This is a genomic window from Rudaea sp. (assembly GCF_047601565.1).
Taxonomy (GTDB): Bacteria; Pseudomonadota; Gammaproteobacteria; order Xanthomonadales; family Rhodanobacteraceae; genus Rudaea.
In genome coordinates, this window is sequence record NZ_JASGIY010000001.1 from 745,557 (window position 1) to 761,009 (window position 15,453).

The 15,453-nt window shown below is 65.9% G+C and carries 12 protein-coding genes; 8 read left to right on the plus strand and 4 right to left on the minus strand.

Annotated elements, in window-relative coordinates:
- Nucleotides 1–88 precede the first annotated feature (88 nt).
- The 8 genes from QM741_RS03195 to mfd all read left to right on the plus strand — a co-directional run bounded on the left by QM741_RS03195 (nt 89) and on the right by mfd (nt 10,606).
- Nucleotides 89–664: an OmpH family outer membrane protein gene (locus tag QM741_RS03195; RefSeq protein WP_415206291.1), complete on the plus strand. Its 576-nt coding sequence runs from the start codon at nt 89–91 to the stop codon at nt 662–664.
- A complete protein-coding gene (gene lpxD, locus QM741_RS03200) occupies nt 661–1,695 on the plus strand; it encodes a UDP-3-O-(3-hydroxymyristoyl)glucosamine N-acyltransferase (RefSeq protein WP_415206292.1) in 1,035 nt (344 codons plus the stop codon). Before QM741_RS03195 ends, lpxD begins: the two co-directional genes overlap by 4 nt.
- The gene (gene fabZ / locus QM741_RS03205) at nt 1,692–2,150 is read left to right on the plus strand and encodes a 3-hydroxyacyl-ACP dehydratase FabZ (RefSeq protein WP_415206293.1); all 459 of its coding nucleotides are present in this window, start codon (nt 1,692–1,694) and stop codon (nt 2,148–2,150) included. The genes lpxD and fabZ overlap by 4 nt, the downstream gene beginning before the upstream one ends.
- Entirely contained in the window at nt 2,150–2,920 is a 771-nt protein-coding gene (lpxA, locus tag QM741_RS03210) for an acyl-ACP--UDP-N-acetylglucosamine O-acyltransferase (RefSeq protein ID WP_415206294.1), read from the plus strand. The genes fabZ and lpxA overlap by 1 nt, the downstream gene beginning before the upstream one ends.
- Before the next feature lie 47 nt (nt 2,921–2,967).
- The gene (lpxB, locus tag QM741_RS03215) at nt 2,968–4,314 is read left to right on the plus strand and encodes a lipid-A-disaccharide synthase (RefSeq protein ID WP_415206295.1); all 1,347 of its coding nucleotides are present in this window, start codon (nt 2,968–2,970) and stop codon (nt 4,312–4,314) included.
- A gap of 137 nt (nt 4,315–4,451) precedes the next feature.
- A complete protein-coding gene (locus tag QM741_RS03220; protein ID WP_415206296.1) occupies nt 4,452–6,248 on the plus strand; it encodes a sulfatase-like hydrolase/transferase in 1,797 nt (598 codons plus the stop codon).
- Complete coding sequence (rnhB, locus tag QM741_RS03225) at nt 6,245–6,826, plus strand: ribonuclease HII (RefSeq protein ID WP_415206297.1); 582 nt, start codon at nt 6,245–6,247, stop codon at nt 6,824–6,826. Before QM741_RS03220 ends, rnhB begins: the two co-directional genes overlap by 4 nt.
- Before the next feature lie 144 nt (nt 6,827–6,970).
- Nucleotides 6,971–10,606, plus strand: a complete 3,636-nt coding sequence (gene mfd / locus QM741_RS03230) for a transcription-repair coupling factor (protein WP_415206298.1) — start codon at nt 6,971–6,973, stop codon at nt 10,604–10,606.
- Nucleotides 10,607–10,692: 86 nt separating this feature from the next.
- Here the strand turns inward: mfd and fghA are convergent, their stop codons facing one another.
- The 4 genes from fghA to QM741_RS03250 form a co-directional block, all read right to left on the minus strand.
- Nucleotides 10,693–11,535, minus strand: coding sequence for an S-formylglutathione hydrolase (gene fghA / locus QM741_RS03235; RefSeq protein WP_415206299.1), 843 nt, complete (start codon nt 11,533–11,535; stop codon nt 10,693–10,695).
- Between the two features lie 172 nt (nt 11,536–11,707).
- Nucleotides 11,708–13,762 (minus strand): prolyl oligopeptidase family serine peptidase, encoded by a 2,055-nt coding sequence (locus QM741_RS03240; protein ID WP_415206300.1) that lies wholly within the window; start codon nt 13,760–13,762, stop codon nt 11,708–11,710.
- A gap of 76 nt (nt 13,763–13,838) precedes the next feature.
- Complete coding sequence (locus tag QM741_RS03245; RefSeq protein ID WP_415206301.1) at nt 13,839–14,273, minus strand: NfeD family protein; 435 nt, start codon at nt 14,271–14,273, stop codon at nt 13,839–13,841.
- A gap of 152 nt (nt 14,274–14,425) precedes the next feature.
- Nucleotides 14,426–15,385, minus strand: coding sequence for an SPFH domain-containing protein (locus QM741_RS03250; protein WP_415206302.1), 960 nt, complete (start codon nt 15,383–15,385; stop codon nt 14,426–14,428).
- Nucleotides 15,386–15,453: the final 68 nt, after the last annotated feature.

A 15,453-nucleotide genomic window follows, 5' to 3' on the forward strand; every position in this document is an offset into this window, starting at 1 on the left:
ATGCGATCGGGTTAAGATTGGGCATCGACACCGCCGGCCCCGTCGCGCTTCGTCCGCGGGACCGGCTTGCTAGCGGAGAGCCCGACGCGTGATTCAACCTGGCGGTTCGATCGGACTTTGCGGCAAGTGCGCATTGATCGCGGCGCTGATCCTGTCCGCCTATGCCGCAGTCCGCGCGCAGGCTCCCGCCCAAGTACAAATCCCCGGGCCGCACATCGGTTACGTCGACGTCAAGCGCTTGATCGATGCGGCCCCCCAGTTCCTCGAATCCAAGGCTCGGCTGGCGCGCGAATTCGCCGCGCAGAACGCGCAGATCGACGCGGACGACGCCAAGCTCACCGCGCTCAGGCAGCGCTACGAGCGCGACAGCGCGATCATGACCCGCGAAAATGCCGAGACCCTGAAGCGCGAGATCGAGGCGACCGAGCGCGACAACAAGCGTCGCCGCGACGAGGTCCGCGCGGAATACAACAACCGTGGCGCCGAAGAAGTCAACCGCAACCTGCGCCTGATCAACGACACCGCGATCGAGTACGCGCGCACGCAGGGCTACGACATGGTCGTAGGCAGCCAGGCGGTGCTCTATGCGAGCGCGCGCATGGATATCACCGACGCGGTGCTGCAGCGCCTGAAAGCACTCAACGCAGGCGGCGCCAGGCCGTGAGCGGAACGCAGGCGAGCTACACATTGGCGAACCTCGCCAAGCGCTTCACGTTGGATCTGCGCGGCCACGGCGACGTGCGCATCGACGGCGTGGCGACGCTGGCGGCAGCGGACGAATCGCAGCTCGTCTTTCTCGCCAATCCGCGCTACCGCGGCGAACTGGCGACCACGCGCGCCGCCGCGGCGATCCTGCGCGCCGACGACGCCGAGCATTTCCCGCGCGCCGCGCTGGTCGCGAAAGACCCTTACGTCGCCTACGCGAAAATCGCCGCGCTGTTCGAACGCCTTCCGGCGAGCGCGCCGGGCATCCATCCCAGCGCCATCGTCGCGCCCGATGCGCGCATCGCCGCGAGCGCGAGCGTCGGCCCGTTCTGTGTCGTCGAAGCCGGCGCGGCCATCGACGACGGCGCCGTGCTCGGCCCGCACTGCCATGTCGGACACGATTGCCATGTCGGCGCGCAGTCCCGCCTCGTCGCGCGCGTCACCCTCGTCGCGCGAGTGCGTCTGGGCAAGCGCGTGCTCGTACATCCGGGCGCGGTGCTCGGCGCGGACGGCTTCGGCCTCGCCTGCGACGCGGACCACTGGATCAAGGTGCCGCAGCTCGGCGGCGTGGTCGTCGGCGACGACTGCGAGATCGGCGCGAACACGACGATCGACCGCGGCGCGCTCGACGATACCGTCCTGGAAGAAGACGTGCGTCTCGACAACCAGATCCAGATCGCCCACAACGTGCGCATCGGCGCGCACACCGCGATGGCCGGTTGCTCGGCCGTGGCGGGCAGCGCGAAGATCGGCCGCGGCTGCCAGATCGGCGGCGGCGCCGGTGTGCTCGGCCATCTCGAAATCACCGACGGAGTGACGATTACCTCCATGGCACTCGTCACCCATTCGATCCACGAGCCCGGGGAGTATTCCTCGGGCACTCCGATCCAGGATAATCGCAGCTGGCGTCGCAATGCCGCGCGCTTCAAGCATCTCGATGAATTGAACCGACGCGTGCAGACGCTGGAAAAGAAGGACGCAGCACAATGAACCAAACGCCGACCGTACCGATCGAAGCGTGGGACATCGCAAAGATACTCCCGCATCGCTACCCGTTCCTGCTCGTCGATCGCGTACTCGCGTTCGAAGTGGGCAAGTCGCTGACCGCGGTCAAGAACGTGACGATCAACGAGCCGTTCTTCCAAGGCCATTTCCCCGGCTATCCGGTGATGCCGGGCGTGCTGGTCATCGAGGCGCTCGCGCAGGCCTCGGGCGTGCTCGTGTACCTGTCCTCGCACTATGCGCCCGGCACGCATCCGCTTTACTTCCTCGCCAAGATCGACAAAGCCAAGTTCACCCGGATCGTCAAGCCGGGCGACCAGCTCACGTTCGACATCGAGCTCAAGCGCATGATCCGCCGCGTGGCGATCTTCCACGGCCGCGCCTCGGTCGACGGCAGACCCGTCGCGGAAGCCGAGATGATGTGCGCGGAGAAAACGGACTGATGATCCACCCCACCGCGCAAATCGATCCGGCTGCGAAGCTCGGTGCCGGCGTCGGCGTTGGCGCCTACAGCGTGATCGGTGCCGACGTCAAAATCGGCGACGGCACGCGGATCGCGCCGCACACCGTCGTGCAGGGTCCGACGCGCATCGGCCGCAACAACCGCATCGCCTCGTTCGCCTCGGTCGGCGGCGATCCGCAGGACAAGAAATACCACGGCGAGCACGGCGAGCTCGTCATCGGCGACGACAACCTGATCCGCGAGTTCGTCACGATCAACCGCGGCACCGGCGACGGCGGCGGCGTCACCCGCATCGGCGACTGCAACTGGATCATGGCCTACGTGCACATCGCGCACGACTGCCTGGTCGGCAATCACACCGTGTTTTCCAACAACGCCACGCTCGCCGGCCACGTCGAGGTCGGCGATTACGCGATCCTCTCCGGCTTCGCCGGCGTGCACCAGTTCTGCCGCATCGGCGCGCACGCGTTCGTCGGCATGAATTGCATGGTCAACGGCGACGTACCGCCGTTCGTGATGATGGCCGCCGACTACGGTCGTCCGCGCGGCATCAATGCCGAAGGCCTCAGGCGCCGCGGTTTCACCGCCGAGCGCATCGCCGCGATCAAGCGCGCCTACCGCGCGTTGTACGTGTCGAAATCGCCGCTCGAGGAAGCCCGCGCTGCGCTCGCCGCCGCGGCCGAGTCCGAGCCCGACGTGCGCATGATGCTCGACTTCATCGAGCGCGGGCAGCGACCGCTGGCGCGGTAAGCTTATCTTCCCTTCTCCCGGCGGGAGAAGGTGCCCCGAAGGGGCGGATGAGGGAAAGCCGTTGCAAAATACGCTTTCCCGAACAAACTGATGCGCCCTTCCCTCATCCGGCGCTGCCGCGCCACCTTCTCCCGCCGGGAGAAGGAAAGCAAAGTCCGCCGATGCCCGAAGTTCGATCTCCATTCTTCATCCTCGTCGCCGGCGAAGCCTCAGGCGATCTGCTTGGCGCCGATTTGATCGCAGGCTTGAAACAGCTTTTTCCCAACGCACGCTTCGCCGGCATCGGCGGGGCGCGCATGCGCGAGGCCGGCATGGAGATCTGGCATCCGCTCGAACGTCTGTCGGTGATGGGCCTGGTCGAAGTGCTCAAGCATCTGCCATCGCTGCTCGCACTGCGTCGCGACGTCTACCGCCGCGCGCTGCGGGAACGTCCCGACGTCTTCATCGGCATCGACGCGCCCGACTTCAATCTCGGGCTGGAAAAAAAGCTCAAACGCACCGGTATCCGCACCGCGCACTACGTCAGTCCCTCGATCTGGGCCTGGCGCGAAAACCGCGCGGAAAAGATCGGCCGCAGCGCCGACCGCATGCTCTGCTTGTTTCCGATGGAGCCGCAGATCTACGCCCGCCACCGCATCGATGCGCGCTTCGTCGGCCATCCACTCGCCGACGCATTCCCGCTGCACCCCGACAAGCTTGCTGCACGGCACGCGCTCGGCCTGTCCGAAGATGCGCGCGTGCTCGCCGTGCTGCCCGGCAGCCGCCTCGGCGAAATCGCGCGGCTCGGTCGCGATTTCTTCGGTGCGGCGACGTTGCTGCGCGAGGAGTTTGCCGATCTGCACGTCGTGATTCCGGCGGCGAATGCCGCTTGCGGGCAAGCGATTCGCGATTTAATCCGGGATTCGCAGCAACCGCTCCGAAACCATCCGGAATGGATTCGCATTCTTCCGCCCGCAAGTCCACCGGCATCCGAGTCGGGCACGGCAAACGAATCGCGAATCGCGAATCACGCATCCCATCTCTGCCTGCTCGCCGCCGACGCCGTCCTCCTCGCCTCGGGCACCGCCGCGCTCGAGGCGATGCTGGCGAAACGGCCGATGGTCGTCGCCTATCGCATCGCGCGTTCCACCTACCGCATCGTGAAGACGCTGGGCATGCTGAAGACGTCCGTCTACTCGCTGCCGAACATCCTCGCCGGCCGCACCATCGTGCCCGAATTGATGCAGGACGATTGCACGCCGCAGGCGCTCGCCGCCGCGCTCGCGCCGATGCTGCGTACACGCGCGTTGCCTGCCGACCTGCTGGACAAATTCGTGCGCCTGCACGAATCGCTGCGCGGCAACGCCGGGCACGATGCCGCCTTGGCGGTGGCCGAACTCCTGGACGGACCATAGACTCGTCGTTTCCGCGACGGTGGGAATCGCGGCAAAAGACTGAGCGCAACTCGAGAGCCTGAACTTTTTCTCACCGCCACCGCGCCGCAGCACGGCGTTCCGTTGACGCCCGGCGGCGCTGCCCGTAACGTTGCGCGGTGCCGACACCCGCCCCCACCGCGATCCGCGCATTCGCCTCGCTCCCGCGCCGGAGCAAGCTGCTTTTCTTCCTCGTCTTCGCGGCTTTCGTCGCCCTGATCGCGTTCGGCTCGCTGTGCGAAGCGACCTGGACCGAACGCGCGTTTTCCGCGACGCTGATCCTCGCCTTCGTCGCGCTGGTCGCCGTGCTGACGCGGCGCTGGACGTTCGCGCTCGCGCTGCCGACGCTGATCTTCGGCGGCCTGCTGATCGCGAGCGTCATGAAGTTCCACTACCTGACGACGCCGTTGATGGCGCCGGATCTCGTCTACTTCGTCAATCGCGATCTGCTCGACGTGGCCCTGCGCTATCCGCCGATCCTGGCCGCGGTCGTCGCCGCCGCGATCGCGATACCTACGCTGCTCGCGCTGGCATGGCGCTGCGATCCTCCACGCTTTCTCGTCGCCTTGCCGCAACCGCGACAACGCCATGTGCGCGTCGTCGCGGCGCTCGCCATCCTCGCCGTGCTCGCGCTCGTTCTCTGGCCGCGCGGACCGTTCGCCGCCGTGTTCGAGAAGGGCATGTGGCAGGCGATGAACGACAAGAGCTACCTCACCGATTTCGTCACCTCGTTCTACCAGACCGAGGTCGTGATACCGCCGTTCGTCGCGGACGAAGAAAACGGGCTGACCTGGAGCGAGGACGCCGCCGACAATCCGCCCGCCTGCGCACCGTCGTCGTGCAAGTCCGACGCGAAGGACGCGCAGGCGCATCCCGACATCGTCGCCGTGCTCGAGGAAAGCACCTACGACCCGACGATGCTCAAGGCCTGCACGCGCGCCGACGTCTGCCAGCGCAGGATGTTCGTGTCCGACGGCCGCACGCGCGCGCACGGGTTGCTCACCGTGCACGTCTGGGGCGGCGGTACCTGGACCAGCGAGTTCGCGCTGATGACCGGCCTCAACCACCAGAGCTTCGGCGACGCGGGACTCTACGCGCCGTACAACCTCGCACCGCGCGTCAACTTCACCCTGCCGCGCTTGCTGCACGAGGCCGGCTATCGCGCGATCGCGGTCTATCCGATGTCGGGCGACTTCATCAATGCGCGCAACGCCTACAAGGACTACGGCTTCGACGCGTTCTACGACGGCCAGGACTACGGCCTGTCGTGGGAATCCTCCGACAACGACCTGTTCCAGGTGTTCAGCCAGATCTACGACAAGGAAAAGCAGATCTACGGCAAGCAACCGTTGTTCGTGATGATGCTGACCCTGCGCCAGCACGGACCGCACATGACGCCGCTGAAGAAGCTTCCTGCACCCTACGACAAGCCGCTGTTCCCCGGCAAATTCGTGCCAAAGGCGCTCGACGAATGGATGAACCTCAATCTGGGCAATTATCTGCAGCGCCTCGAAGGCTCGGACATCGCGATGACCGCGCTCGAGAAAAAACTGCTCGACGCCGACCGCCCGCTGCTGCTGTTCCACTTCGGCGACCATCAACCCTCGTTCGACGGCGCGATGCGCGCACTCGACAAGAACCTGCCACCCGCCGACGGCGACCCGAACTTCATCACCTACTACATGCTCAAGACCAACTACAAACCCGCGCGCCAGTACGGTGAGCGCGAGATGGACCTGAGCTTCATGCCGTCGCTGATCCTCGACATTGCCGGCATCAGGAAGGACGCGTTCTTCCAGGCCAATGCACTGATGCGCGAGCGCTGCGACGGCTTTTATTTGAACTGCAAGAAGAATGATGTGCTCGATTCCTATCAGAATTACGTCTTCTACCAGTTGGGAGCGCTGCACGAATGAGGGACGAAGCGTGGATCGCCGGCGTCGACGAAGCCGGCCGCGGTCCGCTCGCCGGGCCTGTCGTCGTCGCCGCGGTGATTCTCGATCCGCAGCGGCCGATCGCCGGCGTGGCCGATTCGAAAACCCTGAGCCCCGCGCGCCGGGAAAAACTCGCCGTCGAGATCCGCGCGCATGCGCTCGCGTGGAGCGTGGTCGAGGTCGGCGTCGCCGAGATCGACGCGCTCAACATCCTGCACGCCAGTCTCGTCGGCATGTCGCGCGCGCTGCGCGCACTGACGCTTCGGCCCCGGCTTGCCCTGATCGACGGCAACAAGCTGCCGCGCGATCTGCCCTGCGCGGGCAAGGCGATCGTCGACGGCGACGCGCTCGAGCCCGTGATCGGCGCCGCGTCGATCCTCGCCAAGGTGGCGCGCGACGCGCTCATGCGCGAACTCGACGCGCTGCACCCCGGCTACGGCTTCGCGATCCATAAAGGCTATCCCACCGCCGCGCATCGCGCCGCGCTCGAACGCCTCGGGCCCTGCGCGCAGCATCGGCGCAGCTTCGCGCCGGTGCGCCAGCACCTGCTGTTCGAATAAGCGGCCGACAGGGTCGTCGCGGTACAATTCGCGCTCCGCCGAACGTGACGAACGTTTCGGTGGCGGTGTTTTGTTTGCGCGCGCCCGTCCCCGAGCGCGACGATCATGAAGCGGCTCTCCGCGGCCGCGCCTGCGAACAAGAGCATGTCCGAATCCCTGCTGCTCCATCCCCCGCTTCCGCACGATCCCAAGCAGCGCCGTTTCTGGAACGCGCCGCACGGCAGTTCGCTCGCCCTCGCGATCGCCGCGGCCGCGCGCGCGCATGCCGGCATGGTCGTCGCGGTGACGCGCGACACGCACGCGGCGCACACGCTCGAAACCGACCTGCGCGCGCTCGCCGGCGACACGGTCGACGTGCTGCATTTCCCCGACTGGGAAACGCTGCCCTACGACCTGTTCGCGCCGCATCCGGAAATCGTCTCGCAGCGCATCTCGGCGCTGTATCGCCTGCCGGCGACCCGGCGCGGCGTGCTCCTCGTGCCGGCGTCGACCCTGATGCAGCGCCTCGCGCCTCGCAACTTCATCGGCGGATCGAGCCTCGTGCTGGCGCGGCGCCAGCAGCTCGATCTCGCGGCCGAACAGCGCCGCCTCGAAGCGGCCGGCTATCGCAACGTGCCGCAGGTGCTCGAGCCGGGCGACTTCGCCGTGCGCGGCGCGCTGCTCGACATCTTCCCGATGGGCGCGAACGAGCCGTACCGCATCGAACTGTTCGACCGCGAGATCGAATCGATCCGCACGTTCGATCCGGAAACGCAGCGCTCGGCGCACAAGGTCGACGAGGTCAGCCTTCTTCCCGCGCGCGAGTTCCCGCTGACCGAAGAGTCGGTGAAGGCGTTCCGCAACACGCTGCGCGAACGCTTCCCGATCGACCCACGCCACTGCCCGATCTACCAGGACATCAAGGAAGGCACCACGCCGGCCGGCATCGAGTACTACCTGCCGCTGTTCTTCGAGCGCACCGAAACGCTGTTCGACTATCTGCGCGAGGACGCCGTGTTCGTGCTCACCGAGCAGGCGCTCGACGCGGTCGAGACGTTCTGGCAACAGGCGCTGACCCGCTACGACAGCCGCGCGCACGACATCGAACGGCCGATCCTGCCGGTCGCCGAGTTGTACCTGCCGCCGCAGGAATTGCGCGAGCGCCTCAACCGCACGCTGCGCGTCGAGGTCGTCGCCAAGGGAGCGAACGCGCACGCGGCCGATCTCGGCACCCAGCCCGCGCCGAACGTGCCGCTCAATCAGCGCGGCGAGGAACTCGCGCAGGAACTCAAACGTTTTCTCGACGCGTATCCGGGCCGCGTGCTGATCGCCGCCGATTCGCCGGGACGGCGCGAGGCTTTAGTCGAGCAACTCGCCGGAATGGACCTGCGGCCGCAAGTCGTCGCTTCGTGGCGCGAGTTTTTTCTTCCCTTCTCCCACCGGGAGAAGGTGCCCGAAGGGCGGATGAGGGAAAAGCCTCGTAGGGATCGAACATCGCCGGATACTTTGCAAGGCCTTTCCCTCACCCCAACCCACGCCCCGTTCGGCATCCTGCCTCACCCTCAGTCGGCTGTCGCCGACTTCGACCCGGTGGGAGAGAGGCTAGAAGAACCGCGCTTCGCCATCACCGTCGCCGCGCTCGACGACGGCTTCGCCCTGACCGAGCCCGCGCTCACCGTCCTCACCGACCGCCAGCTCTACGGCGAACGCGCGCGCGCGACGCGCCGGCGCAGGCATGCGGTGCGCGAGCCCGAGGCGATCCTGCGCGATCTCTCCGAGCTCACGATCGGCGCGCCGATCGTGCACGCCGACCACGGCGTCGGCCGCTACCAGGGCCTGCTCAAGCTCGACGTCGGCGGCGCCGGCGGCGAATTCCTCAGCATCGAGTACGCCAAGGGCGACAAGCTCTACGTACCGGTCGCGCAGCTGCACCTGGTTTCGCGCTACTCGGGCGCGGCGCCGGAGCTGGCGCCGCTGCACGCGCTCGGCGGCGAGGCCTGGGAAAAGGCCAAGCGCAAGGCCGCGCAGAAGGTGCGCGACGTCGCCGCCGAACTGCTCGCGTTGTACGCGCAGCGCGAAGCGCGCGGCGGCACCGCCTTCGTCTACGACCGCAACCTCTACGAGCAGTTCGCCGCCGCGTTCCCGTTCGAGGAAACGCCGGACCAGCTGCGCGCGATCGAAGCCGTAATCGCCGATCTCGCCTCGGCGAAATCGATGGACCGCGTCGTCTGCGGCGACGTCGGCTTCGGCAAGACCGAAGTCGCGCTGCGCGCCGCCTTCGTCGCCGCGACTTCGGGCAAGCAGGTGGCGATGCTCGCGCCGACCACGTTGCTCGCGCAGCAGCACTACCAGAATTTCCGCGACCGCTACGCCGACTGGCCGGTGCGCGTGGAAGTGATCTCGCGCTTCAAGTCGAAGGCCGAAATCGCCGAGGCGCTGAAAAAGCTCGAGAACGGCCAGATCGACGTGATGATCGGCACCCATCGCCTGCTCCAGCCCGACATCCGGTTCAAGGATCTCGGCCTCGTCATCGTCGACGAAGAGCAGCGTTTCGGCGTGCGCCAGAAAGAGCAGCTCAAGAAGCTGCGCGCCGAGGTCGACCTGCTCACCCTGACCGCAACGCCGATTCCGCGCACGCTCAACATGTCGATGAGCGGCCTGCGCGACCTGTCGATCATCGCCACGCCGCCGTCGCACCGCCTCGCGGTGAAGACCTTCCTCGCGCCGTGGGACACGGCGACGATCAAGGAGGCGTTCCAGCGCGAGCTTGCGCGCGGCGGCCAGGTGTACTTTCTGCACAACGAGGTCGAGACGATAGCGAAAACCGCGCGCGAACTCGGCGAACTGATCCCCGAGGCGCGCCTGCGCATCGCCCACGGCCAGATGCCCGAGCGCGAGCTCGAACAGGTCATGCTCGACTTCTACCGCCAGCGCTTCAACGTGCTCGTGTGCACGACGATCATCGAATCGGGCATCGACGTGCCGAGCGCGAACACGATCCTGATCAACCGCGCCGACCGCTTCGGCCTGTCGCAGCTGCACCAGTTGCGCGGCCGCGTCGGCCGCTCGCACCACCGCGCCTACGCCTACCTGATCGTGCCGGACAAGCGCAGCATCACGGCCGACGCGGAGAAGCGCCTCGAGGCGATCGCCTCGCTCGAGGAACTCGGCGCCGGCTTCACGCTCGCCACGCACGACCTCGAGATTCGCGGCGCGGGCGAACTGCTCGGCGAGGAACAGTCCGGCCAGATCGAAGCGGTCGGCTTCTCGCTCTACTCCGAACTGCTCGAACGCGCGGTGCGCGCGCTCAAGTCGGGCAAGGTGCCGGACTTCGACCTCGTCAACGAGCACGATGCCGAGATCGAACTGCACGTGCCCGCGCTGATCCCCGACGACTACCTGCCCGACGTGCACGCGCGCCTGACCCTGTACAAGCGCATCGCCAGCGCGCGCGACGCACACGCGCTGCGCGAATTGCAGATCGAGATGATCGACCGCTTCGGCCTGCTGCCCGATCCGGTCAAGCACCTGTTCGTCGCGGCGGCGCTGAAGCTCGCGGCGACGGCGATGGGCATCCGCAAGCTCGAACTCGGCGAACGCGGCGGCCGCGTGCTGTTCAAGCCGCAGCCGAACGTCGATCCGATGCGCATGATCGGGTTGATCCAGAAGCAGCCGAAAACCTACTCGCTAGACGGCCAAGACAGACTCAGGATCCGCATGGAACTGCCCGGCGCGGCCGAGCGCATCGGCGCGGCGCAGAGCCTGCTGACCGCGCTCGGCGGGCGTTTGTCCGAATCGTAGCGTAGAGCTTCAAACACCCTTCGACGTTCCGTGCGAATTTGCTTTTTTGTTCGTCATTCCCGCGTGCTCCTGGCGGAAATGACGAGCTAGGAAGCCAGCGCCGCAGCGTGATGACGCAGGTGATCCTCGACGAACGTCGAGACGAAAAAGTAGTTGTGATTGTAGCCGCGCTGCATGCGCAGGCTGAGCGGCTGGCGCGCGGCCTTGCACGCTTCTTCGAGCAGGTCGGGCCGCAGGCCGCCGATCAGCGGATCGGCGTCGCCCTGATCGACGAGGATCGTGCCTGGAAACGTCTGCTGCTTCAGCAGTTCGGTCGCATCGTACGGTTTCCATGTTTCCCGATCCTCGCCGAGATAACGCGCGAACGCGCGCTGCGGCCATTCCGCGCGCATCGGCGCCGAGATCGGCGCGAACGCGGATAGCGAGCTATAGCGCGACGGATTCTTCAACGCGATCGTCAGCGCGCCGTGGCCGCCCATCGAATGACCGAAGATGCCTTCGCGCCGCAGGTCGGCCGCGAAGTTTGCGCCGATCAGCGCCGGCAGCTCCTGCGTCACATAGCTGTACATGTTGAAATGCCGCGACCATGGCGCCTGCGTCGCGTCGAGATAGAAGCCCGCGCCCGCGCCGAAGTGCTCGTCGTCGGCCTCACCGGCGATGCCAGTATTGCGCGGACTCGTGTCGGGCACGACGAGCATCAAGCCGAGTTCTGCGGCGACGCGCTGCGCGCCGGCCTTGACCGTAAAGTTTTCTTCGGTGCAGGTGAGGCCCGACAGGTAATACAGCACCGGAACGTTTCCCTGTGCAGCCTGCGGCGGCACGAACACAGCGAAGCGCATCGCGCCGTTGCAGGCAGTCGACTCATGCCGGTAAAAACCCTGCATGCCGCCGAAGCAGCGGCTTTCCGAAATCGTTTCGATTGCACTCACAACCTGTCCCCGTATTGACCTTCTCTTCCCTTCTCCCACCGGGAGAAGGTGCCCGAAGGGGGGATGAGGGAAGAGCCGCACAACGAACGAAGACGCATGAAAGAACGCAGCGCCTTTCCCTCATCCGGCGCTGCCGCGCCACCTTCTCCCGGTGGGAGAAGGAAAGCGAATACTACTGCGCCGTCCAGCGCTTGAGCCACGCATTCACCGTATCGTGCCAGAGCACGCTGTTCTGCGGCTTGAGCACCCAATGGTTTTCGTCCGGGAACGTCAGCAGCTCGCTCGGAATGCCGCGCCGCTGCAAAGCAGTGAACGCGGCGATGCCCTGTTCGACCGGGATGCGGAAGTCCTGCTCGCTGTGGACCACGAGCATCGGCGCACGCCAGTCCTTCACGTAGTTCACCGGATTGAACTTCTCGTAGTTGTCCGGTTTCTCCCACGGCGTGCCCTTGTTCTCCCATTCCGAGAACCAAAGTTCTTCGGTCGAGTAGCCCATCATGCGGTTGTCGAACACGCCGTCGTGGTCGACGAGGCACTTCCACGGCTGGTTCCACTTGCCGGCGATCCAGTAAATCATGTAGCCGCCGTAGGACGCGCCGAGCGCGCAAGCGCGGTCGCCATCGAGAAAAGTATACTTTTCCAGCGCCGCGACCCAACCCTTCTGCAGGTCTTCGAGCGGCTTGCCGCCCCAGTCGCCCGAGATCGAGTCGGTGAAAGCCTGACCGTAGCCAGTCGAACCGTGGAAGTTGACCATGACGACGGCGAAGCCCTGCCCCGCATAAGTCTGCGGATTCCAACGATAGCTCCAGTCGTTGCCGAACGCGCCCTGCGGACCGCCGTGGATCAGGAACGCGACCGGATATTTCTTCGACTTGTCGAAGCCGACCGGCTTGACCATGTAGCCCTGCACGCTGTCGCCGTTCGCGCCCTTGAACGTGAACGGCTCGAACGCGCCGGTTTCGACGAAGGCCATCCGGGTCGAATTCTGGTTCGTCAGCTCGACAGCCTTGCCGCCCTTCGCACCAATGCGGAACAGATCGGCCGGCGTCTTCAGCGTCGTGCGCGAGAACACGATGTCGTTGCCGCGCACGCTGTATTCGTGGATCGAGCCCTCGCCCGCCAGCTTCGCCGCGTTGCCTGTGGCGACGTCGATCGCGAACAGCGGATGCTCGCCGTTGTCGTCGGCGGTCGCGTACAAGGTTTTCCCGTCGTCGGAAAGTTTCAGGCTGCCGGCCGAGCGGTCCCACTGCGGATCGATCTCGCGCGTCGCGCCGCTGGCGAGATCCATCGCCATGATGCCGAAGCGATCTGCTTCGAAAGTGGGGCGCTTCATCGCGAGGTAATACAGCGTCCTGCCGTCGGCCGACGGCACGGGCGAGGTGTCCCAGGCCTTGTTCGCTCCGGTCAGGTTCTTCGGCGCCGCCGATGCGTCCGCCGGCACCGAATAGATGTCGAAGTTCGTCGACCATGGCTCGCTGTTGCCGGCGATGCGCACGCTGAAGTACACCGTCTTGCCGTCGGGCGAGAACTCGAATTCGTCGTCGCCGCCGAACGGCTTGGACGGAACGTCGCCGTCGATGCCTTGCGTGACGAGATGCGGCATATCGATCTTTCCGTCTGCGCCGATCGCCGCGACGAACCATTGCGAGCGGCGTCCGTCCGCCCACGTGTCCCAGTGGCGGACGAACAGCTTGTCGTAGACGCGGCCGGTGGCTTTGGCTTTTTCCTTGTCGTCGAGACGTTGCTTGGTGCATGCGATGGCATCGCTTTCCTTCCCGCAATCCGGATACATATCGATCGACAGCAGCACATGCTTGCCATCGGGCGAGAGCTTGTAGGCGTTCACGTCGACGGCGAGATTCGTCACCTGCACTGCCGCGCCCTTGCCGCCCGCGGGCAGGCGCCAGACCTGGCCCTTGTCCTGGTAGTACACGGCGGCGCCGTCCGCCGACCAGCGCGGGGCGGTCGCGTTGACCGTCGTATCGGTCAGCCGTGCGGCCTGCGCCTTCGGATTGCCGAGGTCGATCAGCCAGATGCCGTTCTTGCCCTTGTTCTTCTCGTAATCGGTCTCGCGCACCTGATACGCAGCGCGCTTGCCGTCGGGGGAGATCTGCGGATCGCTGACGCGATCGAGCATGACCAGGTCGTGGATACCGAACGGATGCGGCCCGGCGACGGCGGCATTCGCCGCGACGGCGAACGCAATGCCGGAGAACACGAGTTTCATGGCTTGTCTCGCGAAGAAAAAACGCATGCTATCGGCATGGCGCGGCGAACGGAAGCCGCCGCAATGACGCCTCGTCTCAGCCGTCGTCGCTTCGACGGACCCGCAAAATCGATCCGTCGACGCCGACCACTTCCACTTCCGCGCCGGCCGGCAGATCGGGCCCTTCGGCCAGCCACGGCGAATCGCCGATGCGCACCTTGCCGCGACCGCCGACGATCGCGGTGTCGAGCGTGTAGCGCTTGCCGACGAACTGTTCGGCACGGCGGTTGAGCAGCGGCTGGTCGCTGGTCTCGTCGATGGCCTTGCGCACGAAACGCCAGTAGACGAAGCAACTGATCAGCGCGAGCACGGCGAACAATACGGCTTGCGCGAGAAACGAAATCCCCGGCACGAAGAACGTAACGACACCGAGCGCCGCCGCGGCGAAGCCGATCCAGATCAGGAAATAACCCGGCGCCAGCAGCTCGGCGCCGATCAGGACGAGGGCGAGTATCCACCAGCCGTAATGCATGGCATCTTTTTCCTATTCTTCACCTCTCCCACCGGGAGAGGTCGGCGCGCGCGGCGCGACGGGTGAGGGTCCGCAGTTTCCGCAGCGGCGAATCGAACCCGGACCCTCATCCGGCGCTTCGCGCCACCTTCCCCCGGTGGGAGAAGGAAAAATCAAACTTGTCCGTCGCGCGAACCCGGCTTGGGCACTGGCTTCGCTGCCAGCTGCGTCTCGATGCTGGTCTTGGCCAGCTCCGCGATGCCGGCGAGCGAACCGAGCACGCCGGTCGCCTCCATCGGCAGCAGCATGATCTTCTGGTTCGGCGCGCCGACCATCGCGCGCAGCGCGTCGACGTACTTGGTCGCGACGAAATAATTGATCGCGTTGATGTCGCCGGCGCGGATCGACTGCGAGACCATCTCGGTCGCCTTCGCCTCGGCCTGCGCCGAGCGCTCGCGCGCCTCGGCCTCGCGGAACGCGGCCTCGCGCTTGCCTTCGGCGGCGAGGATCGCGGCCTGCTTCTCGCCCTCGGCCTTGAGGATCGCCGACTGGCGCAGGCCCTCGGCCTCGAGGATGTTCGCGCGCTTCTCGCGCTCGGCCTTCATCTGCCGCGCCATCGAGTCGATCAGGTTCTGCGGCGGCTGGATGTCCTTGATCTCGATGCGGTTGCACTTCACGCCCCACGGATGCGTGGCCTCATCGACGACTTTCAGCAGGCGGGCGTTGATCTCGTCGCGCTTGGACAGCGACTCGTCGAGATCCATCGAGCCGAGCACCGTACGGATGTTGGTCATGATGAGGTTGAGCACGGCCTGGTTGAGATTGGCGACCTCGTACGCCGCCTTGGCCGCGTCGAGCACCTGGTAGAACACGACGCCGTCGACGCGCACCACCGCGTTGTCCTTGGTGATGACGTCCTGCGAAGGCACGTCGAGCACCTGCTCCATCATGTTCATCTTGCGCCCGACACTGTGATAGATCGGCACGAGGATGTGCAGACCGGGCTCCATCGTCGAGGTGTAGCGGCCGAACGTCTCCTTGGTCCACTCGAAGCCCTGCGGCACGATGCGGATCGTCTTCGAGACCGCGACGAAAATCAGGATCACCAGAACCAGTGCAACCATGCCGCCCATGTCCGTCTCCCCGGTTGTCCGTTTGGATCGGCCGAGTATATCGCGGACGCGGTGGCGCGAATGCGAAG

Excerpts from the sequence above, each read along its gene's own strand:
- rnhB (WP_415206297.1), top strand. The coding sequence starts at position 6,245 with ATGAGGGACGAAGCGTGGATCGCCGGCGTCGACGAAGCCGGCCGCGGT.
- lpxB (WP_415206295.1), top strand. The coding sequence starts at position 2,968 with ATGAGGGAAAGCCGTTGCAAAATACGCTTTCCCGAACAAACTGATGCG.
- fabZ (WP_415206293.1), top strand. The coding sequence starts at position 1,692 with ATGAACCAAACGCCGACCGTACCGATCGAAGCGTGGGACATCGCAAAG.
- lpxA (WP_415206294.1), top strand. The coding sequence starts at position 2,150 with ATGATCCACCCCACCGCGCAAATCGATCCGGCTGCGAAGCTCGGTGCC.
- QM741_RS03240 (WP_415206300.1), bottom strand. The coding sequence starts at position 13,762 with ATGAAACTCGTGTTCTCCGGCATTGCGTTCGCCGTCGCGGCGAATGCC.
- mfd (WP_415206298.1), top strand. The coding sequence starts at position 6,971 with ATGTCCGAATCCCTGCTGCTCCATCCCCCGCTTCCGCACGATCCCAAG.
- QM741_RS03250 (WP_415206302.1), bottom strand. The coding sequence starts at position 15,385 with ATGGGCGGCATGGTTGCACTGGTTCTGGTGATCCTGATTTTCGTCGCG.
- QM741_RS03245 (WP_415206301.1), bottom strand. The coding sequence starts at position 14,273 with ATGCATTACGGCTGGTGGATACTCGCCCTCGTCCTGATCGGCGCCGAG.